At 63.1% G+C, this 25,729-nt stretch carries 22 protein-coding genes, 1 other RNA gene and 1 pseudogene; 8 read left to right on the top strand and 16 right to left on the bottom strand.

The features are described 5' to 3' along the window. Positions 1–83: 83 nt before the first annotated feature. Positions 84–2,318 carry a DNA topoisomerase IV subunit A gene (parC, locus tag HNE_RS04385; RefSeq protein ID WP_011645908.1) on the bottom strand — a complete coding sequence of 745 codons (2,235 nt, stop codon included), beginning with the start codon at positions 2,316–2,318 and terminating at the stop codon, positions 84–86. Positions 2,319–2,451: 133 nt separating this feature from the next. Between parC and HNE_RS04380 the strand changes: the two genes are divergently transcribed. Continuing rightward, positions 2,452–3,138, top strand: coding sequence for an extensin-like domain-containing protein (locus tag HNE_RS04380; RefSeq protein ID WP_011645907.1), 687 nt, complete (start codon positions 2,452–2,454; stop codon positions 3,136–3,138). Between the two features lie 6 nt (positions 3,139–3,144). On the opposite strand, the gene recO is transcribed toward HNE_RS04380, so the two are convergent. Genes recO through rpoZ form a run of 8 tightly spaced genes read right to left on the bottom strand, consistent with a single transcriptional unit; the run spans position 3,145 to position 9,929 of the window. Beyond that, positions 3,145–3,876 (bottom strand): DNA repair protein RecO, encoded by a 732-nt coding sequence (gene recO, locus HNE_RS04375; RefSeq protein ID WP_011645906.1) that lies wholly within the window; start codon positions 3,874–3,876, stop codon positions 3,145–3,147. Positions 3,877–3,882: 6 nt separating this feature from the next. After that, positions 3,883–4,830, bottom strand: a complete 948-nt coding sequence (era, locus tag HNE_RS04370; protein ID WP_011645905.1) for a GTPase Era — start codon at positions 4,828–4,830, stop codon at positions 3,883–3,885. Beyond that, complete coding sequence (rnc, locus tag HNE_RS04365) at positions 4,827–5,582, bottom strand: ribonuclease III (RefSeq protein ID WP_049755026.1); 756 nt, start codon at positions 5,580–5,582, stop codon at positions 4,827–4,829. Before rnc ends, era begins: the two co-directional genes overlap by 4 nt. After that, positions 5,579–5,992 carry a holo-ACP synthase gene (gene acpS, locus HNE_RS04360; RefSeq protein WP_011645903.1) on the bottom strand — a complete coding sequence of 138 codons (414 nt, stop codon included), beginning with the start codon at positions 5,990–5,992 and terminating at the stop codon, positions 5,579–5,581. Before acpS ends, rnc begins: the two co-directional genes overlap by 4 nt. Next, on the bottom strand, positions 5,989–6,732 hold the full coding sequence (locus HNE_RS04355; RefSeq protein ID WP_011645902.1) for a pyridoxine 5'-phosphate synthase: 744 nt from the start codon (positions 6,730–6,732) through the stop codon (positions 5,989–5,991). The genes acpS and HNE_RS04355 overlap by 4 nt, the downstream gene beginning before the upstream one ends. Further along, positions 6,732–7,313 (bottom strand): orotate phosphoribosyltransferase, encoded by a 582-nt coding sequence (gene pyrE / locus HNE_RS04350; RefSeq protein WP_011645901.1) that lies wholly within the window; start codon positions 7,311–7,313, stop codon positions 6,732–6,734. The genes HNE_RS04355 and pyrE overlap by 1 nt, the downstream gene beginning before the upstream one ends. Continuing rightward, entirely contained in the window at positions 7,303–9,570 is a 2,268-nt protein-coding gene (locus tag HNE_RS04345; protein WP_011645900.1) for a RelA/SpoT family protein, read from the bottom strand. The genes pyrE and HNE_RS04345 overlap by 11 nt, the downstream gene beginning before the upstream one ends. Positions 9,571–9,578: 8 nt before the next feature. Next, positions 9,579–9,929, bottom strand: coding sequence for a DNA-directed RNA polymerase subunit omega (gene rpoZ / locus HNE_RS04340; protein ID WP_011645899.1), 351 nt, complete (start codon positions 9,927–9,929; stop codon positions 9,579–9,581). 156 nt (positions 9,930–10,085) lie between these two features. Here rpoZ and HNE_RS04335 point away from each other — a divergent pair, with 156 nt between their 5' ends. Further along, complete coding sequence (locus tag HNE_RS04335; protein WP_011645898.1) at positions 10,086–10,655, top strand: NYN domain-containing protein; 570 nt, start codon at positions 10,086–10,088, stop codon at positions 10,653–10,655. A gap of 75 nt (positions 10,656–10,730) precedes the next feature. Here HNE_RS04335 and HNE_RS17795 read toward each other — a convergent pair whose 3' ends face one another. Further along, entirely contained in the window at positions 10,731–11,594 is an 864-nt protein-coding gene (locus tag HNE_RS17795; protein WP_011645897.1) for a lipid A-modifier LpxR family protein, read from the bottom strand. 347 nt (positions 11,595–11,941) lie between these two features. Further along, positions 11,942–13,810 (bottom strand): ribonucleoside-diphosphate reductase subunit alpha, encoded by a 1,869-nt coding sequence (locus HNE_RS04325; protein WP_035590069.1) that lies wholly within the window; start codon positions 13,808–13,810, stop codon positions 11,942–11,944. Positions 13,811–14,069: 259 nt separating this feature from the next. On the opposite strand from HNE_RS04325, the gene HNE_RS04320 reads away from it, so the two are divergent. Next, positions 14,070–14,453: a hypothetical protein gene (locus tag HNE_RS04320; RefSeq protein ID WP_011645895.1), complete on the top strand. Its 384-nt coding sequence runs from the start codon at positions 14,070–14,072 to the stop codon at positions 14,451–14,453. Further along, a pseudogene (locus HNE_RS19090) lies at positions 14,438–14,899 on the top strand (YiiX/YebB-like N1pC/P60 family cysteine hydrolase); the annotation flags it as partial. The gene HNE_RS04320 and the pseudogene HNE_RS19090, both read left to right, overlap by 16 nt. Before the next feature lie 155 nt (positions 14,900–15,054). On the opposite strand, the gene ffs reads toward HNE_RS19090, so the two are convergent. Beyond that, positions 15,055–15,147: signal recognition particle sRNA small type (ffs, locus tag HNE_RS18315), an RNA gene on the bottom strand. Positions 15,148–15,266: 119 nt separating this feature from the next. Here ffs and HNE_RS04310 point away from each other — a divergent pair. Continuing rightward, positions 15,267–17,357 (top strand): alpha/beta hydrolase family protein, encoded by a 2,091-nt coding sequence (locus HNE_RS04310; protein ID WP_011645893.1) that lies wholly within the window; start codon positions 15,267–15,269, stop codon positions 17,355–17,357. A gap of 66 nt (positions 17,358–17,423) precedes the next feature. Here the strand turns inward: HNE_RS04310 and HNE_RS04305 are convergent, their stop codons facing one another. The 4 genes from HNE_RS04305 to HNE_RS04290 all read right to left on the bottom strand — a co-directional run bounded on the left by HNE_RS04305 (position 17,424) and on the right by HNE_RS04290 (position 24,027). Continuing rightward, positions 17,424–18,971, bottom strand: a complete 1,548-nt coding sequence (locus HNE_RS04305; RefSeq protein WP_011645892.1) for an acetolactate synthase large subunit — start codon at positions 18,969–18,971, stop codon at positions 17,424–17,426. A 280-nt stretch (positions 18,972–19,251) separates the two neighbouring features. Then, positions 19,252–21,120, bottom strand: a complete 1,869-nt coding sequence (locus tag HNE_RS04300; RefSeq protein ID WP_011645891.1) for a feruloyl-CoA synthase — start codon at positions 21,118–21,120, stop codon at positions 19,252–19,254. 122 nt (positions 21,121–21,242) lie between these two features. Beyond that, positions 21,243–22,658 (bottom strand): M20/M25/M40 family metallo-hydrolase, encoded by a 1,416-nt coding sequence (locus tag HNE_RS04295; protein ID WP_011645890.1) that lies wholly within the window; start codon positions 22,656–22,658, stop codon positions 21,243–21,245. A gap of 28 nt (positions 22,659–22,686) precedes the next feature. Continuing rightward, positions 22,687–24,027: a dihydroorotase gene (locus HNE_RS04290; RefSeq protein ID WP_011645889.1), complete on the bottom strand. Its 1,341-nt coding sequence runs from the start codon at positions 24,025–24,027 to the stop codon at positions 22,687–22,689. 97 nt (positions 24,028–24,124) lie between these two features. Between HNE_RS04290 and HNE_RS04285 the strand changes: the two genes are divergently transcribed. The 3 genes from HNE_RS04285 to HNE_RS04275 are packed head-to-tail and all read left to right on the top strand — an operon-like array spanning position 24,125 to position 25,714. After that, positions 24,125–24,940 carry a YgfZ/GcvT domain-containing protein gene (locus HNE_RS04285; RefSeq protein WP_011645888.1) on the top strand — a complete coding sequence of 272 codons (816 nt, stop codon included), beginning with the start codon at positions 24,125–24,127 and terminating at the stop codon, positions 24,938–24,940. Next, the gene (locus HNE_RS04280) at positions 24,933–25,514 is read left to right on the top strand and encodes a DNA-3-methyladenine glycosylase I (RefSeq protein ID WP_011645887.1); all 582 of its coding nucleotides are present in this window, start codon (positions 24,933–24,935) and stop codon (positions 25,512–25,514) included. Before HNE_RS04285 ends, HNE_RS04280 begins: the two co-directional genes overlap by 8 nt. Continuing rightward, entirely contained in the window at positions 25,511–25,714 is a 204-nt protein-coding gene (locus HNE_RS04275; protein ID WP_011645886.1) for a hypothetical protein, read from the top strand. The genes HNE_RS04280 and HNE_RS04275 overlap by 4 nt, the downstream gene beginning before the upstream one ends. Positions 25,715–25,729: the final 15 nt, after the last annotated feature.

Here is a 25,729-nt window from a genome sequence, read left to right as displayed (position 1 = left end):
CACCGTGCCCCGCCTCCATCCTCCCCATGGGTATGGAGAGGATGGAGGCTGGGTTGCTCACAGCAGACGTCCCGTGTTCGGGATTACCCGCTGAACGTGCCTGTGCGCGGAAAGCCTTTAGGCACAACCTTGCCAGCCTGGGCGCGCTGGCCCTTCCACTCTTTCCATTCTTCGAAGGCGCGGAAGCGGCCCCCTGTGACGACGATCAGGCCGTCACGTTTGTCGAAGGTAATGAGGTCAGCGAGTTCTGCCCCGCCGCTGTAGGACTGGAGCTTGTTGCCCTTGCCGCGGGGCATTTCGGGCAGATCCTTCAGCGGGAAGATCAGCATCTTGCGGTTGGTGCCGACGACCGCGATCATGTCGCCGAGCACCGGCACGCAGACATTGAGATGGCCCCCGCCGGTGTTGACGATCTGTTTGCCCGCCTTGCGGTTTGACTCAAGCTCCGCCTCCGGAACAACGAAGCCATACCCCGTAGAGGAAGCCATCACGCGTTTGCGCTCAGGCTCAAACTTGAACATGCCCACGATGGCGACATTGTCTTCAAGCTCGATCGAAATGCGGATCGGCTCGCCATGGCCGCGCCCGCCGGGGAGCTTGTCGGCGGGCAGCATGAAGGCGCGCCCATCGGAAGACATGAAGACGAGCTTGTCGGTGCTCATCACTTCTTCGGTGAAGCTCGGCCCGTCGCCTTCCTTGAACTTGATCGTATCGGGATCAAGGCCGTGGCCCTTCATGCCGCGAATCCAGCCCTGCGCCGAGAGGACGACCGTTACGGGCTCTTTCGGACGGGTGGCTTCCAGTGCGGCGGCAAGGTCAACCGTAGGGGCCTGCTCAAAGGTGGCGCGGCGGCGGCCGAGCGCGGTGGACGGATCAAATTCGTCACGGGCCGCTTTGAGCTCTTTCGAAACGCGCGTCCATTGGCGGCGGACCGAGCCGATCAGCAAGACGAGTTCGTCGCGCTCCTCAGTCAGTTTGGTATGCTCGCCCTGGATTTCCATCTCTTCCAGCTTGCGCAGGGCGCGCAGGCGGAGGTTCAGGATCGCTTCGGCCTGGATGTCGGAAATCTTGAACCGCTTCATCAGGACGGGCTTGGGCTCGTCCTCTGTCCGGATGATGCGGATCACTTCATCAATATTGAGGTAGGCTTTCAGGAAGCCTTCCAGGATGTGCAGGCGCTTCTCGATCTTGTCGAGGCGGAATTCGGCCCGGCGCACGACGACTTCGCGGCGGTGGTCGAGATAAGCCTGGAGCACATCGCGCAGGCCCATGACCTGGGGCGCGCCCTTGTGCAGCACGTTCATGTTCAAGCTGAAGCGCGTTTCCAGATCGCAGGTCCGGAAGAGGCTTTCCATCAGCACGTCGGGCTCAACCGTCTTGGCGCGCGGGACGAGCACGAGGCGGACATCCTCGGCGGACTCGTCGCGCACGTCTTCCAGCAGCGGGACCTTCTTGGCTTCGAGCAGCTCTGAGAGCTTTTCCAGCAGGCGTGATTTCTGAACCTGATAGGGGATCTCGGTAACGATGATCTGGTAGGTACCCCGGCCGGTATCTTCGACATGCCAGCGGGCGCGCATACGGAAGGCGCCCCGCCCCGTCTCGTAAGCCTCCAGCATCGAGGCGCGGTCTTCCACGATCACGCCGCCGGTTGGAAAGTCCGGGCCCTGAACAAACTCCATGAGTTCTTCTGTGGTCGCTTTGGGCTTTTCGATCAGGTGGCGGGCCGCGTCGATGATCTCGGCAACGTTGTGGGGCGGAATGGAGGTGGCCATGCCGACTGCGATGCCGGTGGCGCCATTGGCCAGAAGGTTCGGGAAGCCGGCGGGGAGGACGACGGGTTCCTCGTCATTCTCGGCATAGTTGGGGCGGAAATCGACGGCGTTTTCGTCGAGGCCTTCCATCAGCAGCTCGGCGCCGCGCGTCATGCGCGCTTCGGTGTAGCGGTAGGCGGCGGCGCTGTCCCCGTCGATATTACCGAAGTTGCCCTGGCCATCGACGAGGGGATAGCGAACGTTGAAATCCTGGGCGAGGCGGACGAGCGTGTCATAGATCGAGCTGTCGCCATGGGGGTGGTAGTTACCCATGACATCGCCGACGATCTTGGCGCATTTGCGGTAGCCGCCTTCCGGATCAAGGCGCAGGACGCGCATGCCATAGAGGATGCGGCGCTGGACGGGCTTGAGGCCATCGCGGACATCGGGCAGCGCGCGGGACGTGATCGTGGAGAGCGCATAGGCGAGATAGCGCTTTGACAGCGCTTCGCTCATCGGCTCGTTTATGATCCGGTCCGCAGGGGGCTCGGCGGTAGATTTGGACATTCTGGCCTCGTTGCAGGTCTCGCCACATTCTGGTGCGGGTTTACGGGTCAGGGTATAGCCCGACTCGCAATTGCGCGCAGGTTAACAGAAACCGGCGTTTGGTTAAGAAACCTAGAAGGCATCTGCTGCATAAATGCGTGGAATCAGTATCTTCCTGGCCTATGCGATCATGATTTCCGCAATTGCGGGCGTGCTTCTGTATGCGCTGCCCCAGCGGCACAACCCGTTTGCGCCGATTGACCTCTCCTACAAGCCGGGGATCGCCACCTATGCGCAGCTGCTGCGCCTGAAGGGCAACCGGGAGGCGTGCTTCATCGCGCTGGACGAGGCGGGCGTGGCGTATACGCCGCTGGAAGATGCGCCGCAGGGCGAGCGGGGATGTGGCCTGTTTGACGCCCTGACGCTGGACCAGAGCCTGACGCCCTATTCGGGGACGCTGCAAATGACCTGCGCCCAGAGCGCGGCCGTCTATATGTGGGAGCGTCATGTGGTGCGCCCGGCGGCTGTGGAAATCTTTGACTCGCCGGTCGCGCGGATTGAGACGTATGGCAGCTTTTCCTGCCGCAACATTGCCGGCTCGCGGCGCCTTTCGCAGCATGCTTTTGGCAACGCGATTGATGTCTCCGGTTTCCGGCTGGAGGATGGGCGGGTGATTGATGTGGAGGCCCATTGGGATGCAGGCGGCAAGGAAGAGAAGTTCCTGCGCCGGGTGCATGACGGGGCGTGCGGGCTGTTCTCGGTGACACTGGGCCCCGAATACAACGCGGCGCATGCGGACCATTTTCACATGGATATGGGCCAGGGGATGATCTGCCGGTGAGGCCGTTCAGGCAGGCGGGGTGATCCGCTTCAGCAGACGTTCCCGCTCCGGCGGCAGGCCGCGATGGACGGAGCCAAAGAGGCGACCTTCGATGAAATACCCCGTCAGACGCAGGCCCGCGGCAATGTCACCTGGCAGAACGTCTGCGCGCGGATCGATCAGGAAGCTTGGCAGGGCGAACAGCCGGTCGACATAGGGCTCGGCTTCGGAACCGCGCACCGCGCGGCCCGTGCGCGGGGACACATGGGTGAGGCCGTCATTGGCGCCGCTGACAGCGCATTCGTCGAGATCCAGCCCGAAGCCCAGCGCCGAGAGGAGGCCGAGTTCCCAGCGCACATAAAGCGCGGGCCAGACGTTCGGCTCGGTCAGCTGATCGAGCAGCAGGGTGGTGGCCTCGTAGAGGCTGGAGCCGGCAGCATCGCCTTCATTGAGGCCGCCGCGCAGGAGCGATGTGATGGCCGAGAGCGCGGCGAGCGCGGCGGGATCATCCAGCAGGCGGGAGGCGCGGTCTTTCCTGGCTTCGGCAACATCGAAGCGGCCGAGCTGGTCATCAAGGCGGCCGGTCCAGCTGAGCGCGATGGTATTGCCCGCTTCAAACTGGGCCCGCTTGCGGCGGGAGGCGCCGCCATAGACGAGGCCGGAACGGCGGCCCTTCTCACGGGTCAGCACATCGAGGATCAGGCCGCCTTCCCCGAAGCGGCGCCCTCCCAGTACTATTCCGTCATCGGACCAGTTCATGCACCCTCAGACATCAAACTCCAGGCCGATGCCCTGATAGCGCTCCCGCTTTTCCTGCCAGCGCTCATCCACCTTCACGAACAGGAACAGATGTACCGGGCGTTCCAGCATCTGCGTAAGGTCCAGGCGAGCGAGGCGGCCGATTTCCTTGATCAGGCTGCCGCCCTTGCCGAGCACCATCGCCTTGTGGCCGTCGCGGCCAACGATGATGACCTGCTGAATACGCACCGAACCATCGCCGCGCTCTTCCCAGGATTCGGTATCGACCATCAGCTGGTAGGGCAATTCCTGATGGAGACGGAGCATCAGCTTCTCGCGCGTCACTTCCGCCGCCAAGAGGCGCATGGGAAGGTCTGCGATCTGATCGGGCGGATAGAGCGCGGGGCCTTCAGGCATGCGCGCGGCAATGGCTGCCTCAAGCCTGTCAACGCCTTCACCGTTTTCCGCCGAGATCAGGAAGGTCTCCTCATAAACGCCTGCCTCGCTGAGCGCGGCGATGACGGGCAGCACCTGATCGTGCGGGAAGAGATCAATCTTGTTGAGCGCGAGGAAGACGCGTTTGCCCGCTTCCTTGAGCTGTTCGATCACGCGGCGATCGTCCTCCAGCGAGTGGCGTTGGGCGCCGCTGGGCCGGCCGGTTTGTTCGGCAACCCAGGCGGAGGCATCGACAAGGTGGACCACGCAATCGGCCTCATCGGCGCCGCCCCAGGCAGCTTTCACCATCGCGCGGTCGAGCCGGCGTTTGGCGGCGAAGATGCCGGGCGTGTCGACGATGACTATCTGCGCGTCGCCCACCTGCGCCACGCCGCGCACGGGGAAGCGGGTCGTCTGCACCTTATGGGTAACGATGGCGACCTTGGCCCCGACGAGGCGGTTGGTGAGCGTGGATTTGCCAGCGTTGGGCGCGCCGATAACGGCGCAAAAACCTGCCCGGCGGATTTCTGTTTCGGTCATTCTGTTCCTGTCAGTGTTCTGAGCATCAGGGCGGCCGCATGACGCTCCGCCTCTCGTTTTGAAGGGCCGGTGGCCGTTGCCTTGCCGACGGCAAGGCGGACTTCCACCTCATATTGGGGGGCATGGTCGGGGCCAGAGCGGCCAGTAACCACATAATCCGGGAGCGGATGTCCCTGCCCCTGCGCCCATTCCTGAAGCAGCGTCTTGGGGTCTTTGGTTTCGGCGGGCACATTTTCAAATTGCGGCGCCCATGCGCGCTCTATGAACTTGCGCGCAGCGGCGAGCCCGCCTTCCTGATAGATCGCGGCGATGACTGCTTCGCAGGCGTCGCCCAGTGTCGACTCGCGGTCATGGCCGCCGGCGGCGACTTCGCTTTCCGACAGCAGAATGAACCGTTGAAGCCCGAGAAAGCGCATCGCTTCGGCGCAGGCGCCTTTCTTGACGAGCCGGTTGAGGCGCGGGGCAAGATCGCCCTCGCTGTCAGACTGACGCCGCTCGATCAGGCGTTCGGCGATGATCAGGTTCAGCACCCGGTCGCCCAGGAATTCGAGGCGCTGGTTGGAAAGCTTCACCGTATCGCCGGACGGCGGGATGGCGCTGGGATGGGTCAGCGCCCGTTCAAGAATGGCGGCATCCTTGAATTTGAAGCCGATGATCTCCTGGGCTTCCTTCAGCGCTTCGGGCGGCAGAGACGGTTTCACCGCCTTTACGGCGGCGCGCTGGCGTGTGCGTTTGGGGCGGGCGGGCTTCATGACGGCTCCGCGACCGGGATGGCCTCGATGATCACCTGCGCTTCGGCCCAGGGATGATCGTCCGTAAGCGTCAGATGCACGACGGCGCGGTGGCCTGGCGGGGTGAGCTTTGCGAGGCGCGCCGCAGCGCCGCCGGTCAGTTCAAAGCCCGGCTTGCCGGAGGGGAGATTGATGACGCCGAGATGCTTCCAGTGGACGCCCGCGCGCGGCACACCTGTGCCCAGCGCCTTGGCCATTGCCTCCTTGGCGGCAAAGCGTTTGGCGTAGGTTTCGGCCACGCGGCGGCGGCCACGCGCTTTCGCGATTTCGTGGGGCGTGAATACGCGCTGCTCGAAGCGCTCGCCGAACCGGTCGAGCGAGCGCTGGATACGCTCGATATTGCAGAGATCGTTGCCGATGCCGATGATCATCGCCGTGCCTCGTCCATCAGGCGGCGCATTTCGCGGATGGCCGCATCAAGACCGATGAAGATCGCCTCGCCAATCAGGAAGTGGCCGATATTGAGCTCCGCGACTTCCGGAATGGCGGCAACGGGGCCGACATTTTCAAATGTGAGCCCATGGCCGGCATGGGGCTCGATGCCCCGGCGGCGGGCATCGGCGGCGGCGAGCTTCAGACGCTCCAGCTCCGGCGCGGCGGCCTCTGCCCCGCCTTCGATCCAGAGCTCTGCATAGCGGCCGGTGTGCAGCTCCACCACCGGCGCCCCAAGCACTTCCGCAACAGCGATCTGCACAGGATCGGGCTCAATGAAGAGCGAGACGCGCGCGCCCGCCTGATTCAGACGGCTGACGATCGGGGCGATCTGGTTATGCAGCCCGGCGACATTCAGGCCGCCCTCGGTGGTGCGTTCCTCGCGCCGCTCGGGCACGATACAGGCGGCATGGGGGCGGAAGCGGACGGCGATTTCCGTCATCTCATCGGTTGCCGCCATTTCCAGATTGATCGGCAAATGGGTCGCCGCGCGAATGGCGTCGAGGTCTCCGTCGCGGATGTGGCGGCGGTCTTCGCGCAGGTGGATGGTGATGCCGTCCGCGCCCGCAGCCGCCGCAATTTCAGCGGCGCGCATCGGATCAGGATGGGCGCCTCCGCGCGCGTTGCGGATGGTCGCCACATGATCAATATTGACCCCGAGGCGGAGACGGCTGGTCATCAGGCAAGCCCCCGCGAGCCGGGCTTGATGGCTTCGATCTTCTGAAGCTCCGGAGGCAGATCATCAGGCGCATAATCGGGAAAGTTTACCTGGGCGAGCGAGATCAGCTTGCAGCCGACATCGGCGCGGCCGCCGGAACGGTCAATGATACAGGCGCCGCCGACGACCTCACCGGGCAGCTTTGCAAGCGCCTCGACCGTTTCGCGGAAAGAAAGACCGGTCGTGACAATGTCTTCGGCGATCAGCACCCGCTCGCCCGCCGCAATCGAAAAGCCGCGGCGGAACTGGAGCTGGCCATCGACGCGCTCGGCAAAAATGGCGCGTGCGCCCAGATGGCGGGCAAGCTCATAACCGGGAATGATGCCGCCCACGGCGGGGCCGGCGACCACATCGATCTTGCCGAAGTCTGCCGCCAGCCTGGCAGCGAGCGCCTTGCAGAGTTTCTCTGAAAGGTCCGGCCGCGAGAAGACAAGCGCCTTCTGCAAAAAAACGGAGCTGCGACGCCCGGAGGAGAGGATGAAATGCCCCTCCAGCAATGCGCCCGCCTCTTTGAACACGGCGAGCACGTCTTCACTGGTCATATTGTCCCTCCTGATCGCGTATGGCCCGGTCTACCACGGCCAAGGACCGCAGTGCCGCAAGGATTTGCGTCATACGCTTCAGGTCTTCAACCTCAATATCCATCATCAGCTCTATGAAATCGGGATGCCGCGAGGCCGTGGAAATCCCGATGATGTTTCCGTTCGATTCGGCGACCGCCGCGCAGAGCTTTGCGAGCACGCCGCGCTGGTTGGACGCGTTGATGCGGATACGCGTCACGGCGACGGCATCGGTGCGCGCAAGCTCCGTCCATTTGAGGTCATGCCAAAGCTCTGGCCGGTCGTCATATTCGGCCAGGCGCGGACAGCTGGAGACGTGAACCATCAAGCCTTTGTCTGGCACCTGGACGCCGATGATCCGGTCGCCGGGCAGCGGGTGGCAACAGGTGCTCAGATGCAGGGTCACGCCTGGTGTCAGCGTGAGGCCCTCGACGAACAGCGGAACATGGTCGCTGTCGATGGGCGTCTTGGCGATGTCGTCGGTGCGCTCGGGCTGATAGCCGGGGAAAACGGTCTGGATAACCACAGACGTCTTGAATCGGCCACGCCCGACCGCTTCGCGCATCTCGTCGACCGTCTTGAAGCCGAACTTCTTCGCCACATCCATCAGCATGACATCCACCGGGTCTGCCCCGGCGCGGCGCAAGGCCTGATTGATGAGCCCCTCGCCCAGGCGGCGGAACTCGGCGATCTCCCGCTCGCGCTCCAGCCGGCGCAGCGCCGATTTCGCCCGGCCGGTATGGGTCAGCATTTCCCAGCCGCGGATCGGGTCAGCCGTCTTTCCACGGATGATGTCCACCACATCGCCATTCTTGAGCGGCCGGCGGAGGGATTTCTCCTCGCCATTGATCCGCGCGCCGATGGTTGTGTCGCCGACGGCAGAGTGGACGGCATAGGCAAAGTCGAGCGGCATGGCGCCGGCCGGCAGGATGATCAGCTTGCCCTTGGGCGTGAAGGTGAAGACGTGTTCACGGTACATCTCCAGCTTTGCATGCTCTAGGAACTCGCCGGGCTCGGCGCCGTCCCGCAGGAGTTCGGCAAAGGCGTTGAGGTTGGCTTCGGGGTCGAGACCTGCCGCGCGGGCAGAATCCACGTCAAAGCCATAGGAGCGGTTCTTGTAACCCCAGTGGGCGGCGACGCCATATTCTGCCGTCAGGTCCATGGTTTCGGTGCGGATCTGAAGTTCCACGCGGCGGTTGCCCGATGCACGCACCGTTGTGTGAAGGCTGGCATAACCGTTTGGTTTGGGCACGGATATAAAATCCCGGAAGCGCTCAGGAATACAAGCCCAGTGCGTATGCAGAACACCCAGCGCCTGATAGCAATCGGCGACATCCGTCACAATGATGCGGAAGGCGAAGAGGTCAGCCACATCGCGGAAGGAAATCGATTTACGCTCAAGCTTGCGCCACAGCGAATAGGGCTGCTTGCGGCGGCCCTTGATCCGGCAGCGCACCCCTGCCTCGTTGAGGATGCGCGTCAGGTCTGCCCGGATACGTCCGAGGTCGTCCTTGTTTTCGCGCTCCAGCTCCTCCAGCCGGTAGATGATGGCGCGGCGGGCTTCGGGGTTCAGTTCCTTGAACGCCAGATCGTCCATCCGGGCGGCCATGTCGTAAAGACCGATGCGGCGCGCCAGCGGGGCGTAGATGTCCATGGTTTCGCGCGCCGTCCGCTGCCGGCTTTCCAGCTTCTTGCGGAAGTGCAGCGTCTCCATGTTGTGCATTCGGTCGGCGAGCTTGACGAGCAGCACGCGCAGGTCGCCGGTCATGGCGAGGATAAACTTCTGGAAGTTCTCGGCCTGGGCGGCCTCCTTTGAGGTGAATTCCAGCTTGTCGAGCTTGGTAACGCCGTCGACGAGTTCGGCGACCTGCGGGCCGAAGCGCACCTCGATGTCGCCGATGTCGATCTCGGTGTCCTCGACCACATCATGCAGGAGGCCGGCCACGATGGTGACCTCGTCGAGCTTTATCTCTGCAAGCAGGCTGGCGACCTGGACGGGGTGGGAATAGTAGGCCTCGCCGGAATCGCGGGATTGCTCGCCATGATGCTTCTTGGCGAAGTCGTAAGCCAGGCCGAGCAGTTCGGACCTCACCCGCGGGTGGTAGGCGCGAACTTTCGCGATCAACTCTTCCCGGGACAGGAAATGCGGAAGTTCAGGCGCAGCGTCGCTGGCAGGAGCTGGTTTGCCAGCCCCTGTGCCAGCCCCTTTTTCCGGTCCGGAAAGGGCGCTGCCGTCCATTGAGTCTCCTAGAGCCGGTCGTCGCGCCCGGATTCGAGTTCTGCCTGATAGGCGCGCAGAACATCGTCTTCCGTCGCTGCAGGCGCAGCCTGAAGGGCGACACGGTCAGCTTCACGCTCATTCTCTTCGCCGGGCCGGATGTCCTGCAGGTTGGAGATGAGGGCTTCCTTGACGACTTTCAGGTCGATCGAGGTCTCGGCGATTTCACGCAGGGAAACGACTGGGTCCTTGTCATTGTCCCGGTCAATCGTCAGCGGCGATCCTTCACGGATCATGCGTGCACGATGGGCTGCGAGCAGTACGAGCTCGAAGCGGTTGGGAACCTTCTGGATGCAGTCTTCTACGGTAACGCGGGCCATACGGGGTTATTCTCCTGAAGAACCGCCCTTTATATGCGCTGCAGCACGCCACGGCAACCCGTCCTTGCAGAGTCTGCAAGGGATCGGTATTCCGGACGGTAAACGCGCCTGGGCATGAATTTGGCCCCTCCCTATTGGAAGACGAGGATAAAGCCAATGGCTTTTTACAAGGATGAACGTCTGGCCCTCTTCATTGATGGTGCCAACCTGTATTCAGCTGCCAGAGCGGTCGGGCTGGAAATTGATTTTCGTAAGCTTCTCAAGGAGTTCCAGTCGCGCGGGCGTCTGGTGCGGGCGAGCTATTACACGGCGCTGGTGGAGAGCGACGAATACAGCCCGATCCGGCCGCTGGTGGACTGGCTGGCCTATAACGGTTTCAACGTCGTGAAAAAGCCGGCGCGCGAATTCGTGGACCGCGAAGGGCGCAAGCGGGTACGCGGGAACATGGATGTGGAGCTGGCCGTCGATATGCTCGAAGCGGCCGCATACTGCGATCATATCGTGCTTTTCAGCGGGAATGGCGACTTCCGCAGGCTGGTGGAAGCGGTCAAAGCCAGGGGGGTGCGCGTGTCGGTCGTCTCGACCATGAATGCAACCCCACCGATGATTTCAGATGACCTTCGCCGGGAGGCGGACACCTTTATCGAGCTGACCGATCTGGGCGATCTGGTGGCCCGCCCGCGCCGCGATACGAGCGACGCCCCTGCCCTTGAGGACGAGGACTAGATGCCGCCGATGCAGGACAATTCCGGCCACGCCCGGACCGGCATCGGCGCCCGGCTCACAGGCCCACTCAACGGATCAGCGGCGCATCGTGAAGGTGACGCCGGCGAAGTCTTCCGTGTCAGACAGGCTGCGATTGCGATCGCTGAACTTCATCTCGCGCCGGATGTAGCTGAGGGACAGTTCGCCCCCTGCCCGCTGGACCGAGACACCGGCCTGAAGGTCTCCGACCGTGACCTGATCGGTCACCTGGACATCAAACACATCGCCCAGAGATGGCAGGTTGGATTTGTTGTCCCAGACAAGCGCTTCGCCATCGGCGCCGACAAATAGATACCAGCCCTTGGGCTGGCCATTACGGTCTTCAAGATTGAGGCCCTGACCGAAACGCACTTCACCGCCGAAACGCTGGCTGGACAGATCGCCTTCATCGCGGATGGCGAGGCGGGGCGCAACGCCGACATCGAAGCCGAGGCCCGTGGTGGCGGCGGGCGCGGCAATCGATACACCGATCGACACATCCTGCGAAATTTCGGGGGCCCGGCCGGCGCGGCGGGTGGAGACATCGGCGGCCACACGGGCGAGCGCCGGGCTGCTGCTCCAGGCAAGGTTGGAATCGACCACCGAGACGCCGGCAACGCCGGTACCCATCATGCTGAAGGCAGGCGGCGGGCCGGACACGGCGACCACGCTGACCGGCGCATCCGGGCTGGTGATCGGGGTGACGACGGTTCCGATAAGGGGGGTCGACGCCGCAAGTGCGGCAGAAGATTCCGGGGACGGAGTATTGAGGGCTCCGGCGCCGATGCGGCCTGGAACAGCGAGCGTCATCCCCAGCGAAGGCTCAGCGGCCTGCTGGTAGTTTGTCTCGCTCAAAGCGTCGCCAGAGACACAGCCCTGGCAGGCCAATGATGCAAGACCGGTTGCAAATGCAATCATCATGAGTTTGACGCCTCTCAAGGTAGATCCCCGTCACATTCTTCTTAACGAGGTTCTTCCCTATCAGTTCCAATATCATGAAGAGAAATTCGCCCCAACACGGATTCTTACCCAAATTGATTAACAGATGTTCGTCATGCCCGTTTCTGTAGAAACGGCTGCAGATTCCAGATTTCAAAAAAATTTTTGCCATACCTGCCCTGACGACAGGAGGCTGATTTTGATTAAGGCGTTGAGAAATTTGGCAAAACAGGGGCGAATGCGGCGTTTACTTCCCGCAACGAAAAAGGGCGCCAGCCGAATCAGCGGGCGCCCTTTGATAGAATGATGCCGGTTGAGGCAGCCCTGCCTTACTGGCAGGCAAGGCACTCGTCATAGTCGGTGCGCGCGACTTCCAGCGTCGAGGCTTCCGCCTTTTCCGACCCGGCGAAGGCGGCGCGCTGCACGGATTTCGAGCGGCAATAGTAGAGCGACTTCAGGCCCCGCTCCCATGCCGTCCAGTGCAGCATGTGAAGGTCCCATTTATTGATGTCGCCGGGCAGGAAGAGGTTCAGCGACTGAGACTGGCAGATGAACGGCGTGCGGTCGGCCGCCAGCTCGATGATCCAGCGCTGGTCAAGTTCGAAGGCGGTCTTGAAGACATCCTTCTCATGCGCGTCGAGGCAATCGAGGTGCTGGACCGAGCCTTCATGCTCGAGGATCGAGGTCCAGATCTCGTTGGTGTTGAGACCTTTCGTATCGAGCAGGGTTTCCAGCTGCTGGTTCTTCACCGTGAAGGAGCCCGAGAGGGTCTTGTGGGTGTAGACGTTGGCCGGGATCGGCTCGATGCCGGCCGAGGTGCCGCCGCAGATGATCGAGATCGACGCGGTGGGGGCGACGGCCATCTTGTTGGAGAAGCGGGCCATCATGCCGACATCGCGGGCGTCTTCACAGGGGCCACGTTCCTTGGCGAGCTTCACCGAGGCCGCGTCTGCGCCCTGGCGGATGTGCTTGAAGATCTTCAGGTTGAGCGACTTGGCGGTCGCGCTTTCCATGGAGACATTCATCGCCTGGAGGAAGGAGTGGAAGCCCATGACGCCGAGGCCGACCGAGCGCTCGCGCTTGGCGGAATAGACCGCGCGGGCCATTTCCGGCGGGGCGCGCTGGATGAAGTCTTCCAGCACGTTGTCGAGGAAGCGGAAGATGTCTTCCAGGAACATCGGCTCCTTCGACCATTCGAGGAAGGTTTCAGCGTTCACCGAGGACAGGCAGCAGACAGCCGTGCGGTCGGTGCCGCGATGGTCGACGCCGGTCGGCAGGGTGATTTCCGAGCAGAGGTTCGACTGGGTAACCTTGAGGCCGAGGCGCTTCTGGTGGGCGGGCAGCGCGTTGTTCACGGTGTCGGTGAACAGCAGGTAGGGCTCGCCGGTCTGCATGCGCAGCTCGAGCAGTTTCTGCCAGAGCTTGCGGGCATTGACGTATTTCAGCACTTCACCCGATTTCGGGCTGATGAGTCCGAACTCTTCGTCATTGCGGACCGCTTCCATGAAGGCGTCGGTGATGTTGATGCCGTGATGGAGGTTCAGGGACTTGCGGTTGAAGTCGCCCGAGGTTTTGCGGATTTCCAGGAATTCTTCGATTTCCGGGTGGTGGATGTCGAGATAGCAGGCAGCCGAGCCACGGCGCAGCGAGCCCTGGCTGATCGCAAGGGTGAGCGAATCCATCACGCGGATGAAGGGGATGATGCCGGAGGTCTGACCGTTCTGGCCGACTTTCTCACCGATGGAGCGGACATTGCCCCAATAGGTGCCGATGCCGCCGCCATTGGAGGCGAGCCAGACATTCTCGGTCCAGGTCTCGACGATGTCGTCGAGCGAATCGCCGACCTGGTTGAGGAAGCAGGAAATCGGCAGGCCGCGATCGGCGCCGCCATTGGAGAGCACAGGCGTTGCGGGCATGAACCAGAGGCGCGAAATATAGTCATAGATGCGCTGGCCATGCTCGGCATCGTCCGCATAGGCGGTGGCGACGCGGGCGAACATGTCCTGATAGGTCTCGCCGGGCAGCAGGTAACGGTCGTCGAGCGTCTTCTTGCCGAAATCGGTCAGCAGCGAATCGCGGGACGGATCGGTCACCACCTGGTTGACCGGCACGAGCGCCACTTTCGCGCCCCCACCAGCTTTCGGCTTGCCTTTGCGGGCGGCTTCACTGGCGACGGATTTAGCGTTGGTTGCCGACATGGCGACCCTCCTCGATGTTCCTGCAGATATAGGGATATCGCGGGAGCTAAACCAGATGTGGTCTCACCCCTTTGCCCCGACACAAGATATAGTGTCTGAAGGTTAATTTCCGGTCAACGCCTCAATTCGCAAATCCGTCAAGAAGACGTGGAAATCGGGTAAACAAAAGATTAACGCGGCGCCCCCTGTTCCAGTGATTGCGGGCGATTCAGCGTGAGTGTAGCCTCTTACACGGGATGCATCCAAGGGGACACTTTTCATGAAATTTTTCGCAACACTGGTTACCGCGCTGATCCTGGCGGCGCCCGCCCTCGCCCAGCTGACAGATGTGCACACAGCCCAGCAGGCACGCGCCCAGGCCGCCTGCCCCGCCCTGCTGGCCCGGCATGAAGCCGCGCTGGCTGCAGGCAAGGAGAGCCTCTACTTCCCTGAAGACTGCGCCTGTCTGGCCGATTCCATCACCTGGGAAGGCTGGGACGACTATGACATGGAATATACCGGCGAGTTCATGAGCGAAGCCGATGCGATTCTCGTCGCTGACACGCTCTTATCGGCCCCGACCCTCGATGACGCGATGACGCTGATCTACGAATCGATCTCGGCGTCTGGCAGTTCGGTGCTTGCCAATTGCGTCGCCAAGTAACCGCCGCGCTGGCCTGCCTGCTGGGGGCCGGGATTGCCGGGGCGCAGATACCGCCCGAGGCACTGCCGCCGGTTGAGGCAGGCGACCTGTTGTTCAAGGGCGCCAATACCGGCGCAGGCACGCAGCTGGCGGCGATCTGGTCGCTGGGCGACAAGCGCTGGGGACATGTCGGAATCGCCGTTGAGAACGCCGATGGCACCCTCTCGGTGATCCATGCCGACACCGGCGCGCGGCGGGAGGCCGGCGCGGTCGTCCGGGTCAGCCTGGCGGACTATCTGGCGGATGTAGCCGATCTTGGCGTTTACCGGATGGATCTGGAGGGCGCGCAGCAGGCCGCCTACCTCGCCTATGCCGAATCGGTTGTCGGACGGCCGTTTGACCGGTCGTTTTCGCTCGCATCCGATAACAGCCTTTACTGCTCAGAGCTGGTCTGGCGGGCGATGTCTGAGGGGCTGGGCGAAGACGCGGTGCCGGCGAAAAGCGAGCGGATGGGCCGGGTCTATGTGTCGGTCTCGGATCTCGCCGCACACCCTCTGACGCAGGAGGCGGCCGTGATTACGGCGGCAGGCGCGGTCAATGGCACGGAATTGCGGGAAATGGGTGGAGACAAGCAAACGACCCGGACTGAAGCTCGTTAGGGCTGCTCGGTTCCCCGCCTGACCCGATTGGCGAGCGGCCCGTCCGCCGCCTGCCTCCGAGGGCTATATGCGCAGCCGTTTTGCGAATCGCAAGCCCGGAAAACCGCTGAGCTATCCTCTCCGCATTCAGCATGTTACGCCCGCAGCACAGAAAATTGCGGATGGAGGGGTATTCATGATTTCCCGCACTTTGGCCGTTGCGAGCCTGGCTTTCATGCTGGCTGCATCACCGGCCGTTGCTGACACAGCAAAAGACACCACGCCGTCGAAACGCTTCACCGCCGAGCGCGTGTTCGACATGGAATATGCATCCGATCCGCAGGTCTCGCCGGACGGCAAGACGATCGCCTATGTCCGCCGCTCAATGGACCGGATGACGGACCGGGATGTTGGCCAGCTCTGGAGCATCGACACAGGCACCGGCAATCACCGGCCGCTGGTGGCCGGCGCCGAGGGTGCTGCCAATCCGCGCTGGTCGCCAGATGGCTCGCGCCTGATCTATATGAGCGCGGCAGGCGGCAAGCCTGAACTGCGCGTGTTCTATCCCGACACGGGCCGCAGCCACGCACTCGCGCAGTTCCTTCAGGCCCCCTCGCAGCCGGTCTGGTCGCCCGACGGGAAATACATCGCCTTCTCGATGTTTGTGCCCAGCGACGCGCCGAGCTTTGCCAAGGCGCCCGCCACCCCCGAGGGCGGCAAGTGGAGCGATCCGGTGAAGGTGTTTGATCGCCTCACCTTCCGCTTTGATGGCGCGGGCTATCTCAAGGATGGCACCTCGCAGATTTTCGTTTTGCCCGTTGATGGCGGCACGCCGCGGCAGGTAACTTTTGGTGAGGCAGACCTTTCCGGCCCGGCCTGGCTGGGCAACGCCACCCTGCTGGTTTCCGGCAACCTTGCCGAAGACGCCGACATGGACCCGCTGGAAAGCGAAATCCATGCGGTGAGCCTGGCTGATCTTTCGATCCGACCCCTGACGAGCCGGGATGGCCCGGACTATGGCGCGGTTGTCTCCCCCGATGGTAAGACGATTGCCTATCGCGGATTTGACGACAAGGTTCTCTCCTACCAGCAGGACAATCTTTACCTGATGAATGCCGATGGCAGCGGCGCGCGCGAGATTGCCGCCGATTTCCCCGGCAATGTCGGCCAGACCCTGTGGGCGCCCGATGGCAGGAGCCTGCTGGTACTGTCTGAAGATCACGGCGTTCTCAGCCTTTACCGCATCACCACAGGCGGAGCGGCAACGAAGGTGCTGACCGGCATCGGCGGCGCCTCCATTGGCCGGCCTTATGCCGAAGGCAGTTTCTCCGTAAGCGGAGGGCGCAACCCGCTCGTCGCCTACACCGCCGGTTTCGACGACCGCCCGTCCGAGGTGGCGTCTGCCGCGATTGACGGCAAGGGCATGAAGGTGCTCACTGCCCTCAATGACGACATCCTGCCCTATCTGGAAACGGCGCGCATCGAAGAGATCAAGGTGCCCTCCAGCCATGATGGCCTGGAAATCGAAGCCTGGGTGGCCCTGCCGCCCGACTTCAAGGCCGATGGCAGCTTCCCGATGATCCTGGAAATCCATGGCGGGCCCTACGCGATGTATGGCCCCTTCTTCGCCAGCGAGATCCAGCGATTTGCAGCGGAAGGCTATGTCACCGTGTGGACCAACCCGCGCGGCTCGACCGGCTATGGCGAGGAGTTTGCCCTGGCCATCGACCGGGCCTATCCGGGCAATGACTATCACGACCTGATGAGCGTCGTCGATGAGCTGGTGAAGCGCAACTATGTCAGCGAAGACAGATTGTTCGTGACCGGAGGATCGGGCGGCGGCATCCTGACCGCCTGGATCGTGACCAAGACGGAGCGTTTTGCAGCCGCCGCCTCGGTCAAGCCGGTGATCAACTGGATGACGATGGCGCTTTCGGCCGACATCGCCCAGATGGTGCGCCGTCACTGGATACGCGAAGACCCCTGGTCCAACCCGGAAGCCTATCTGGAACGCTCGCCGATCCGCTATGTTGACAAGGTGAAGACACCGACACTCATGATGGTGGGGGAAGAAGATTTCCGTACACCAACATGGGAAGCCGAGCAGTTCTATACCGGGCTGAAAATGAACGGGGTCGATACCGCGCTCATCCGCATTCCCGGCTCGCCCCACTATATCGCCGCCCGCCCCAGCCGCCTGATTGCCAAGACGGACAACATCATGGGCTGGTTTGCGAAATATGATCCGGCGAAGAAGGATGAGGTGGACGCCGACGCGGCCGAGTGATTTTCCGGACCTGAACTGAAAACAGCTCAGCCGCCTGATGCGTCAGGCGGCTGAGTTTTTTTGTGCCTAGCGCGCGGGAACGTGCGCGGCGATCAGGTGGGGGCCCGGCTCGCTGAAGGCGCGGGCGAGGGCTGCGTCGAATTCTTCGGCGGTGGTGGCGTTGACCGCCGGGACGCCCTGGGCTTCCGACAGCTTCACCCAGTCGATCTCCGGGCGGCCGAGGCCGAGGAGGTCTGCCGCCACGCGGCCGGGATTGCCCGCGCCGGTGCGCGCCAGCTCGATGTTCAGGATACGGTAGGAATGGTTGACGAAGACGATGTTAATCACATCGGCTTTCTCGCGCGCCATGCTCCAGAGCGCCTGGTTGGTGTACATGCCTGCGCCATCGCCCGTGAGGCAGAGCACCTTGCGGCCCTTGGCACCGATGGCAGCGCCGAGCGCGAGGGGCATGCCCTGCCCGATCGCGCCGCCGGTCAGCATCATCCAGTCATGCGGGCGGGCGCGGCCGGTCATCATGAAGCTCGGCAGACCGTTGGAAACGCCATCATCAGAGACGAATGTGCCCTCGGGCATATGCCGCGCGATGGAGGCGCCGATGGTGGCGGCATTGAGCGCGCCGGTCGGGGCGTCTGGAATTTCCAGCGTAGGCGCAGGCGCTGCCTCGGTGAGGCCCATGGTATCGGCGAGAGCTTCGAGGATGGCGGCGCTGTCGCTTTCCGGCCCGCCGAGCACCATCGGTGTGCAGCCTTCGGGCACAAGCAGGCTCGGCTTGCCGGGATAAGCGAAGAAGGCGACGGGCACCTGTGTGCCGGCCACCAGCATCAGGTCGGTGCCTTCAAGGTCTGCCATCGCGCCTTCGGCAAAATACTGCATCCGCTCGGGCGCGAAGATGCCCGCGCCGCGTACCTGGCGGGGGAAGAACGTATCCGTCAGCACACGGATGCCGGCCGCTTTCAGGCGCGCAGCATGGCCGAGGCCGGGACCGGTGAGCGCGGTGCCGCTGATCAGGATCATCGGTTTTTTGGCGGACTTCACAGCCTTGGCAGCGGCTTCGACGAGCGCAGTATCGGGCGCGCGCAGGAAGGGCTGAGCGCGCGTCTTGCCGGGGGTGGCGCCTTCGGTCCAGGCGGAGTCCGCCGGGAGGATCAGCGAGACCGGGCCGGGCACAGGGCCAAAGCTGGCGGCCCAGGCTTCGGCCGCCAGATCGCCCGTGACAGAGACATGGTTGGCCGATTTGATCCAGACCGAGTTTGGCCCGGCGAGGCCCATGATGTTGGAGGTGAGCGGCGCGTCATAGCGCAGGTGCGGCACCGAATGATCGCCGATGACGTTGATCATCGGGGTCCAGGCGCGCTTGGCGTTGTGGATGTTGGCCCCGCCATTCATGAAGCCGGCGCCCAGATGCAGCAGCGTCATCGCCGGGCGGCCTGTGACGCGGGCGTAGCCGTCTGCGGCGCCGGTCGCCACACCCTCAAACAGGCAGAGCACCGAGCGGATGCGCGGCTCGCGGTCGAGCGCGGTGACGAGGTGCATTTCAGAGGTGCCGGGATTGGCGAAGCAGGCCGTGACGCCATGATCGGCTAGTGTGGACACAAGCGCCTCGGCGCCGGTCATGGCGGCGTCGGAATCGGACATGGACAAACCTCCCCTGATTGAGTTGTTGGCGTTCCCTAGCGGTTTTCGGCGCGAGCGCAAAACCAAACGGGCCGCAGGCAGCTCGGAAGCAAGGGGAGCTTCCTGACTATCTGCGACCCGCCATGAGCCAAAGGGGAATGGCCAAAGCCTCCGGTTACCCGAAGACTTCAGGGGCATGTTTAAGCGCTTTGGATAAGGAATCGAGCCCCAAAAAGGCAGGATTCGGCATAACCGGCTGATATTGGCACTGAAAATGCCATTAAATCAGGATTTTCCCGGCGGCATTTTCGGCGGCAAATAGCAGATCAAGTTGATCGGGGCGCAGGGCCTGCGTCCGGGACTGATTGATGTAGCCTTTTTCGGTGATCTCGCCGAGGTCAGCGCGCGGCTCGACAGGTTGCAGCAGTATCCGCGTAATGCGGGCAGAGGCATTGGGGTGGGCCTTGTTGTGGGCGCTCAGCCCCGCCTTGACGGCTTCGAGCACCTTGGGATGGGTGACCAGCTGATCGGCAGGCAAGGCCTCGCCCACGAGGCGCTGACACCAGGCGAGGTTGAGAAAGCCCAGAAGGCCGATCTCATCCTTGTTGAGGCCGCAGACAACCGCGTCTGACAGCGCGCCGCCACACGCCGCCACGGCCGCAACGCGCACGGCGCCGGCCGAGACCCATGTGCCGCTGGCGAGCTTGAACTCTTCCACCGTGCGGCCATCAAAGGCGAGGCCGCGTTCAGGCTCGGCCGGATCAACGAACTTCACCGCGTCGCCGAGCTTGTAATAGCCCTCTTCATCAAAGGCTTCGGCGGTCTTCTCCGCGTTGCGGAAATAGCCGGGTGTGACGTTGACGCCTTTGACGCGCAGCTCCAGCTTGTCGCCCGCTGGCACCAGCTTGAATGTGTTGCCGGGCAGCGGCAGGCCGATGAGGCCCATCTTGTCGTTCGGCCAGTGGACATTTGAGGCGGTGGGAGAGGTTTCGGTTGCGCCGTACCCGGCAGACAGAGAGATGCGCTCGCCGGTGACACGGACGGCGACTTCCTGAATGCGTTCGTAGATGTCCTGCCCCATTGAGGCGCCGCCATAGGCCATGGAGGTGAGGCGGGAGAAGAACACTTCGGCGAGGGCGTCGTCCTGCTCCAGCGCGGTGGCCAGCGCCGCCCATGCCTGGGGCACGGTGGTGTGCTGGGTGGTGGGGATTTCCTTCAGGTTACGGATCATCTCCGGAAGGCGGGCGGGCGTGGGCGCGCCCTGGCAGATATACATCGTGCCGCCCCAGTCCAGCATGTTGTGGAGGATCGAATGGGTGCCGTAAGTGTGGCTCCAGGGCAGGAAGTTCACCATCACCTGCGGGCCGCCGGTAATCGCGTCGAGGCGTTCCTCGTCCCATACCGAGCGGATCATCTTGGAATTGGCCGCGACCATGCCATGGGTGTTGATGACGGCCTTGGGCTCCCCGGTGGAGCCGGAGGTGAGCATGTATTTGGCGACGGTTTTCGGCGTGAGGCGGGCATAAGCCTCGTCCACCGCCGGGCCGGTCTGTCCGGCAAAATCCTCCAGACTGACGGCGCGGGGGACTTTCGGCGCATTGCGAGAATAGATCACCAGACGCCCGGTCAGGTCGAGGCTGTCGAGGGCGCGCTGATACTCGTTGCCATCTTCGACATAGATGAATTTCGGTGTGGTGAGCTGGTCGATATACCGGAACCGCAGGAGGTCCTGGCTGAGCGTCGCGTAGGCGGGCGTCACCGGCACCACCGGGCTCGCCGCCCACATGGCGCCGTACATGACGAGCGCATTGTCGATGGAATTCTTCGAGAGGATCATCACCGGCGCGTCCTGCCCGGCGCCCTCGCTGAGGAAGGCGGCGGCAATGCGCCGGACGGCGGCAAGGCCATCGGCATAGGTCATGCGGCGCCAGTCATCGGCAGCGGGGTTTTCCGGCCAGCGCTCGGCCAGCCAGGTCTGGTCCGGGCGCTCGGCGCCCCATTTCACCAGCGGAGCGAGCATATGCGGCGGATGGGCTTTGAGCGGATGGCCACTGTCGAGATAGATCGTGCCATCGGGGCGCCGGTCGATCTTCAGCTTCAGCGGAAGATAAGGCACCTCACGAAACGGAATATGCGCGGTCTTGCTCATTGGCAAAATTTATCCTCCCCGCATGGCAGGGCAGGCCCGCCATGAATTTGTTTTCTGACATGATTGCTCGCGCAGGCGGCCGGAAAGGGCAAGCCCCTCCCTCAGCCTGTCCCGCCGGAGCGTTATTCGCCGCCGGCGAGTTCCTTGAGGATGATGTACCAATGGTCGAGGCCGCCATAGAACGCGTCGACCGAAAGGCGCTCATTCAGGCCATGCGCGAAGGTATCATTCGGCTTTGCGCCGGAGCCGCCGATGCCCAGCGTATCATAGCCGAGATTACGGTAGAACATGCCGTCCGTTCCGCCTGAGGACATGTGCGGCACGACGGGCAAGCCTTCGAGTCCACGCGCCGCGAGGGCAGTATTGACCGCTGCCATCACGTCGTCCGGCAATTTCGATTCCGGGCTTTCCACCAGATCCGAGATCAGCTTGATCTTCAGGTTCTCGTTGCCGCCAACCTCTTTCAGGGTCTTCTCTGTCGCGTCGATGCCGACGCCGGGGAAGATGCGGCAGTTGACCGTCGCGGTTGCGCGTTGCGGCAGGGCGTTTTCGGCATGGCCGGCGCGCAGCATGGTGGCGACGCAGGTGGTACCGGTGCTGCCAACCGTGGACGGATCAGCACGCAGGGTGGCGATGGCGGCTTCGTCTTCGGGGTTTTCAGCAAAGGCCAGCATGGCCGCGCCCAGCGGGCCGGGCGTCTGCGCCCCGCCAGACTTGAAGGAAGCGAGCGTCAGCGGGCTGTGCATCACCGGAAATTTGTGCGCTTCGATTTTCTGGAGCACATCGGCGAGCTCATAGATCGCATTGTCCGCTCTCGGAGCAGATGAATGGCCGCCGGGATTGCTGATCGTCAGCTCAAAGGTAGCGTAGGTCTTTTCAGAGCCCTGAACGCCATAGAGCAGCGCCTTTCCATCCATATCCAGCGTCAGCCCGCCTGCATCGGCGTTCAGCACATAAGCCGGATCGATATTCTCGGCGGTGTATTCTGCCTGCGCGCGGGTGGAGATCATTCCGGTTTCCTCGTCGCCCGAGAGGGCGATGACGAGATCGCGGTTGGACTGGAAGCCTTCTTCCTTCAGCCGCATGAAAGTGGCGACGAGGCTGACGACGCCGTATTTGTTGTCGGCTGTGCCGCGGCCGAAGAAATAGCCGTCCTCTTCAATCAGGTCGAAGGGGTAACGCTCCCAGGTATCGGGCAGCGCGTCGACCACATCCATATGCGCGAGCAGGACGATGGGTTTCTCCGCTGCCTCGCCCTCGGCGCGATACCAGACCATCAGGCCCTGCGTAAGCTCGCCGTCATTCTCATAATCGGTAACTTCAATATCTGCGTCTGTGAAGCCGGCTGCCTTCAGCTCACTGACGAGATAGTCAACGAGTTCAGGCACCTTACCCTGCCCCTTGGCGGTGCGCACGGCGACGGCTTCTTCGTAGAGGGAGCGCGCTTTCTGTTCGAACGCCGTGCGCTCCTGCGCGAAAGCCGAAGGCATAGAGAGCAGCAGGGCAGCCGAAATGAGCAAGGCAGGTTTGAAGGTCATGAGCGTTCTCTCGGGATATAAATCAGGTTCAGGCAGCAGGCTCGAGCGTTTCGTTGAAGCGGACAGGCTTGCCGCCGCCTTTCTGGACGATCTCGCCGTCGCGCATGACGAAGCCGCCGCGCACGATGGTGCCGACCGGCCAGCCGGTGGCTTCGAAGCCATCAAACTGGGTCCAGCCGCATTTGGATTTTGACCAGTCAGCGGTGATCGTGGCCTTGCGCTTCAAGTCCACAATCGTGAAGTCGGCATGGTTACCTTCGGCGATGCGGCCCTTGTCGGCGAGGCCGAAGACGCGCTGCGGGCCGGCGCTGGTCAGTTCGACAAAGCGTTGCAGGCTGAGCTTACCGTCATTCACATGCGTCAGCATCACCGGCACCAGCGTCTGCACGCCGGGCATGCCGGACGGCGAAGCCGGATAAGGCCGCTGCTTCTCTTCGATTGTGTGCGGGGCATGGTCCGTCGCCAGAACATCGACAATGCCTGCATTGAGCGCGCGCCAGAGGGCGTCACGGTGGCGGGCCTCACGCACAGGCGGGTTCTGCTGGGCAAAGCCTTTCAGCCGGTCATAGCAATCAGGCGCGGCCAGAGTGAGGTGGTTGGGGAGGACTTCAACGCTCGCCACATCTTTGGCGTCGCGCAGCAGCTCCATCTCCTCGGCGGTGGAGATGTGCAGCACATGGATACGCTTGCCGGTCTTGCGGGCAAGGCGCAGCAGGCGGCGCGTGGAGGAGACAGCCGCCTCAACATCGCGCACGACGATATGGCTGTTCCAATCACCCGTCACGGCGAGGTGGCGGCGCTCTTCGAGGCGGTATTCGTCTTCGGAATGAAAGGCAGCGCGGCGCTTGATGGCGCGCAGCACGGCCTCAACGCCCGCGTCATCCTTGATGAGGAGGTCGCCGGTCGAGGCGCCCATGAACACCTTCACGCCGCAACATCCGAGCATCCGCTCCATTTCGGGCAGCAACGCCACGTTGTCATGTGTCGCGCCGGCATAGAAGGCGTGGTCAATGTCCATCCGGCCCCTGGCGCGGGCGAGCTTGTCCAGCATCCGGTCAGGCGTGATGGTCGAGGGATTGGTGTTGGGCATCTCGAAAACGGCAACAACGCCGCCGAGCGCGGCCGAGCGGGCCTCGGTTTCGAGGTCTGCCTTGTATTCCAGGCCAGGCTCCCGGAAGTGGACCTGCGTGTCGATCACGCCGGGCAGGATGTGGAGGCCAGCGGCGCCATAGATTTCGCCGGCTGAGGCCTTTGAAAGGTCGCCGATATGGGCAATGCGCTCGCCGATGATGCCGATGTCAGTCTGGGCTTCGCCGCCGGGGGTGACGACGGTGCCGCCGCGCAGGATCAGGTCGTAAACTTGGGTCATGGCGCGTTATCGCGCCGCTTGGGGTAAAAGTCACGCGCGGCCCTGCCGTTTCGCGCCGGGCATTGCGGCGGCGCCAGCGGGGGCTTAGATCAACCCCATGCACCGCCTTCCAGACCGCGCCATTCTCAGCCTCACCGGCCCCGACACAATCGCCCTTCTGGAGCGCACCGTGACCCATACGGTGGCCGGATGGGCCGAGGGTGAAGCGCGCTATGGCGCGCTGCTGACCCCCCAAGGCAAGATCATTGCCGACTATATTGCCCATCGCATCGCAGACGGCGTGCTGATTGATGTGCACGAGGATGCCGCAGACGATCTGATGAAGCGGCTGAAGATGTTCCGGCTTCGCTCGGCGGTGGAGATCATGCGCGATGAAGCGCTGGTTTCGGCCATTGATGTAAGCGGCGTGCCCGATCCGCGCACACCGAAGCTGCCCCACCGGTCGATTGTGCCCGCCGGAGATGCAGCAGAGCCCCTGCCTGGCTGGGACGCGCTGGCGATCAGCGCAGGCGTTCCCGAATGGGGCCGCGATTATCGCGCCGCCGAGGTGTTCCCGACCGACATCAACATGGATGTGATGACCGGCATCGACTACAGGAAGGGCTGTTTCGTCGGCCAGGAAGTCGCCAGCCGGATGAAACGCAAGGGGCTGATCCGCAAGCGCACGGTGCGTCTGAAAGGCGAAGGCCTTGTGGTGGGCGCCGAGCTGCGCGCCGGAACGGCTGGCAGTCTCGGCACCGTCACCAGCGCCGCCGCCGGTGAAGCCCTCGCCCTGATCCGGACCGACAGGTTTGCCAAGGCGATCCAGGATAAACAGCCTGTCACCGTGAACGACGCTCCCGCCGAAATCGACGGCGCGCCGTGGCTGATTGCCGAAGTCAAAGCCCATCTGGAGGCCAAAGCCGATGAGTGAACCCCATTCCTGCGGCTGGGCGCCGGTGACCGATCCCATTTACCGCGCCTATCATGATGAAGAATGGGGCGTGCCCGAGCGCGACCCGCGCGCGCTGTGGGAGAAGCTGCAGCTGGACGGGATGCAGGCAGGGCTGAGCTGGATCACAATTCTGAGGAAGCGGGAGAGCATTCGGGAAGAGTTTGACGAGTTTGACCCGGAAAAATTGGCTCGCTGGACGCCCAGACGCGCTGAAAAGGCGCTGACCAATCCCGGCATCATCCGCAGCCCCAAGAAGATCGACGCCGTGATCGGCAACGCCCGGAGCTACCTGTCCATGATGGAAGCGGGCGATGATTTCTCGGATTACTGCTGGGGCTATGTCGGCGGCAAACCCGTTGTAAACAAATGGAAGAATTTCCGCGAGGCGCCCACCAGCACGGACTGGTCGGCGGCAATGTCCAGGGACCTCAAGAAGCGCGGCTTCAAATTTGTAGGCCCGACAATTGTCTATGCGTGGGCACAGGCCGTTGGCATGGTCAACGATCATGAGGTAGGGTGTCCCCGTCACAAGGGTGTGCGGGAGAGACCATGAAAACGCTTATGTTTATGACGGCGATGGGATTGCTGGCGGCTGTCGGCGGCTGCGCAAGCGGTACCCCGTCGAACGCGTATGCCAACCCGGTGGATGAATGCGCCAGCATCGAAGATGAGGGCGACCGGGCGACCTGCATTCAGAACGTGGTCGCGGATGTTGCCCTGAGCACGAAGCGCAACGGCGAGCGCCGTCCGTGATGCGGGCGCTGCTAT

This window comes from Hyphomonas neptunium ATCC 15444, from assembly GCF_000013025.1.
Taxonomy (GTDB): Bacteria; Pseudomonadota; Alphaproteobacteria; order Caulobacterales; family Hyphomonadaceae; genus Hyphomonas; species Hyphomonas neptunia.
This window is presented reverse-complemented; position numbering and strand designations above follow the sequence as displayed.

What these genes read in the sequence shown, in the direction of transcription:
- parC (WP_011645908.1), bottom strand. Translation starts at nt 2,318, where the DNA reads ATGTCCAAATCTACCGCCGAGCCCCCTGCGGACCGGATCATAAACGAG.
- HNE_RS04380 (WP_011645907.1), top strand. Translation starts at nt 2,452, where the DNA reads ATGCGTGGAATCAGTATCTTCCTGGCCTATGCGATCATGATTTCCGCA.
- recO (WP_011645906.1), bottom strand. Translation starts at nt 3,876, where the DNA reads ATGAACTGGTCCGATGACGGAATAGTACTGGGAGGGCGCCGCTTCGGG.
- era (WP_011645905.1), bottom strand. Translation starts at nt 4,830, where the DNA reads ATGACCGAAACAGAAATCCGCCGGGCAGGTTTTTGCGCCGTTATCGGC.
- rnc (WP_049755026.1), bottom strand. Translation starts at nt 5,582, where the DNA reads ATGAAGCCCGCCCGCCCCAAACGCACACGCCAGCGCGCCGCCGTAAAG.
- acpS (WP_011645903.1), bottom strand. Translation starts at nt 5,992, where the DNA reads ATGATCATCGGCATCGGCAACGATCTCTGCAATATCGAGCGTATCCAG.
- HNE_RS04355 (WP_011645902.1), bottom strand. Translation starts at nt 6,732, where the DNA reads ATGACCAGCCGTCTCCGCCTCGGGGTCAATATTGATCATGTGGCGACC.
- pyrE (WP_011645901.1), bottom strand. Translation starts at nt 7,313, where the DNA reads ATGACCAGTGAAGACGTGCTCGCCGTGTTCAAAGAGGCGGGCGCATTG.
- HNE_RS04345 (WP_011645900.1), bottom strand. Translation starts at nt 9,570, where the DNA reads ATGGACGGCAGCGCCCTTTCCGGACCGGAAAAAGGGGCTGGCACAGGG.
- rpoZ (WP_011645899.1), bottom strand. Translation starts at nt 9,929, where the DNA reads ATGGCCCGCGTTACCGTAGAAGACTGCATCCAGAAGGTTCCCAACCGC.
- HNE_RS04335 (WP_011645898.1), top strand. Translation starts at nt 10,086, where the DNA reads ATGGCTTTTTACAAGGATGAACGTCTGGCCCTCTTCATTGATGGTGCC.
- HNE_RS17795 (WP_011645897.1), bottom strand. Translation starts at nt 11,594, where the DNA reads ATGATGATTGCATTTGCAACCGGTCTTGCATCATTGGCCTGCCAGGGC.
- HNE_RS04325 (WP_035590069.1), bottom strand. Translation starts at nt 13,810, where the DNA reads ATGTCGGCAACCAACGCTAAATCCGTCGCCAGTGAAGCCGCCCGCAAA.
- HNE_RS04320 (WP_011645895.1), top strand. Translation starts at nt 14,070, where the DNA reads ATGAAATTTTTCGCAACACTGGTTACCGCGCTGATCCTGGCGGCGCCC.
- HNE_RS04310 (WP_011645893.1), top strand. Translation starts at nt 15,267, where the DNA reads ATGATTTCCCGCACTTTGGCCGTTGCGAGCCTGGCTTTCATGCTGGCT.
- HNE_RS04305 (WP_011645892.1), bottom strand. Translation starts at nt 18,971, where the DNA reads ATGACCGGCGCCGAGGCGCTTGTGTCCACACTAGCCGATCATGGCGTC.
- HNE_RS04300 (WP_011645891.1), bottom strand. Translation starts at nt 21,120, where the DNA reads ATGAGCAAGACCGCGCATATTCCGTTTCGTGAGGTGCCTTATCTTCCG.
- HNE_RS04295 (WP_011645890.1), bottom strand. Translation starts at nt 22,658, where the DNA reads ATGACCTTCAAACCTGCCTTGCTCATTTCGGCTGCCCTGCTGCTCTCT.
- HNE_RS04290 (WP_011645889.1), bottom strand. Translation starts at nt 24,027, where the DNA reads ATGACCCAAGTTTACGACCTGATCCTGCGCGGCGGCACCGTCGTCACC.
- HNE_RS04285 (WP_011645888.1), top strand. Translation starts at nt 24,125, where the DNA reads ATGCACCGCCTTCCAGACCGCGCCATTCTCAGCCTCACCGGCCCCGAC.
- HNE_RS04280 (WP_011645887.1), top strand. Translation starts at nt 24,933, where the DNA reads ATGAGTGAACCCCATTCCTGCGGCTGGGCGCCGGTGACCGATCCCATT.
- HNE_RS04275 (WP_011645886.1), top strand. Translation starts at nt 25,511, where the DNA reads ATGAAAACGCTTATGTTTATGACGGCGATGGGATTGCTGGCGGCTGTC.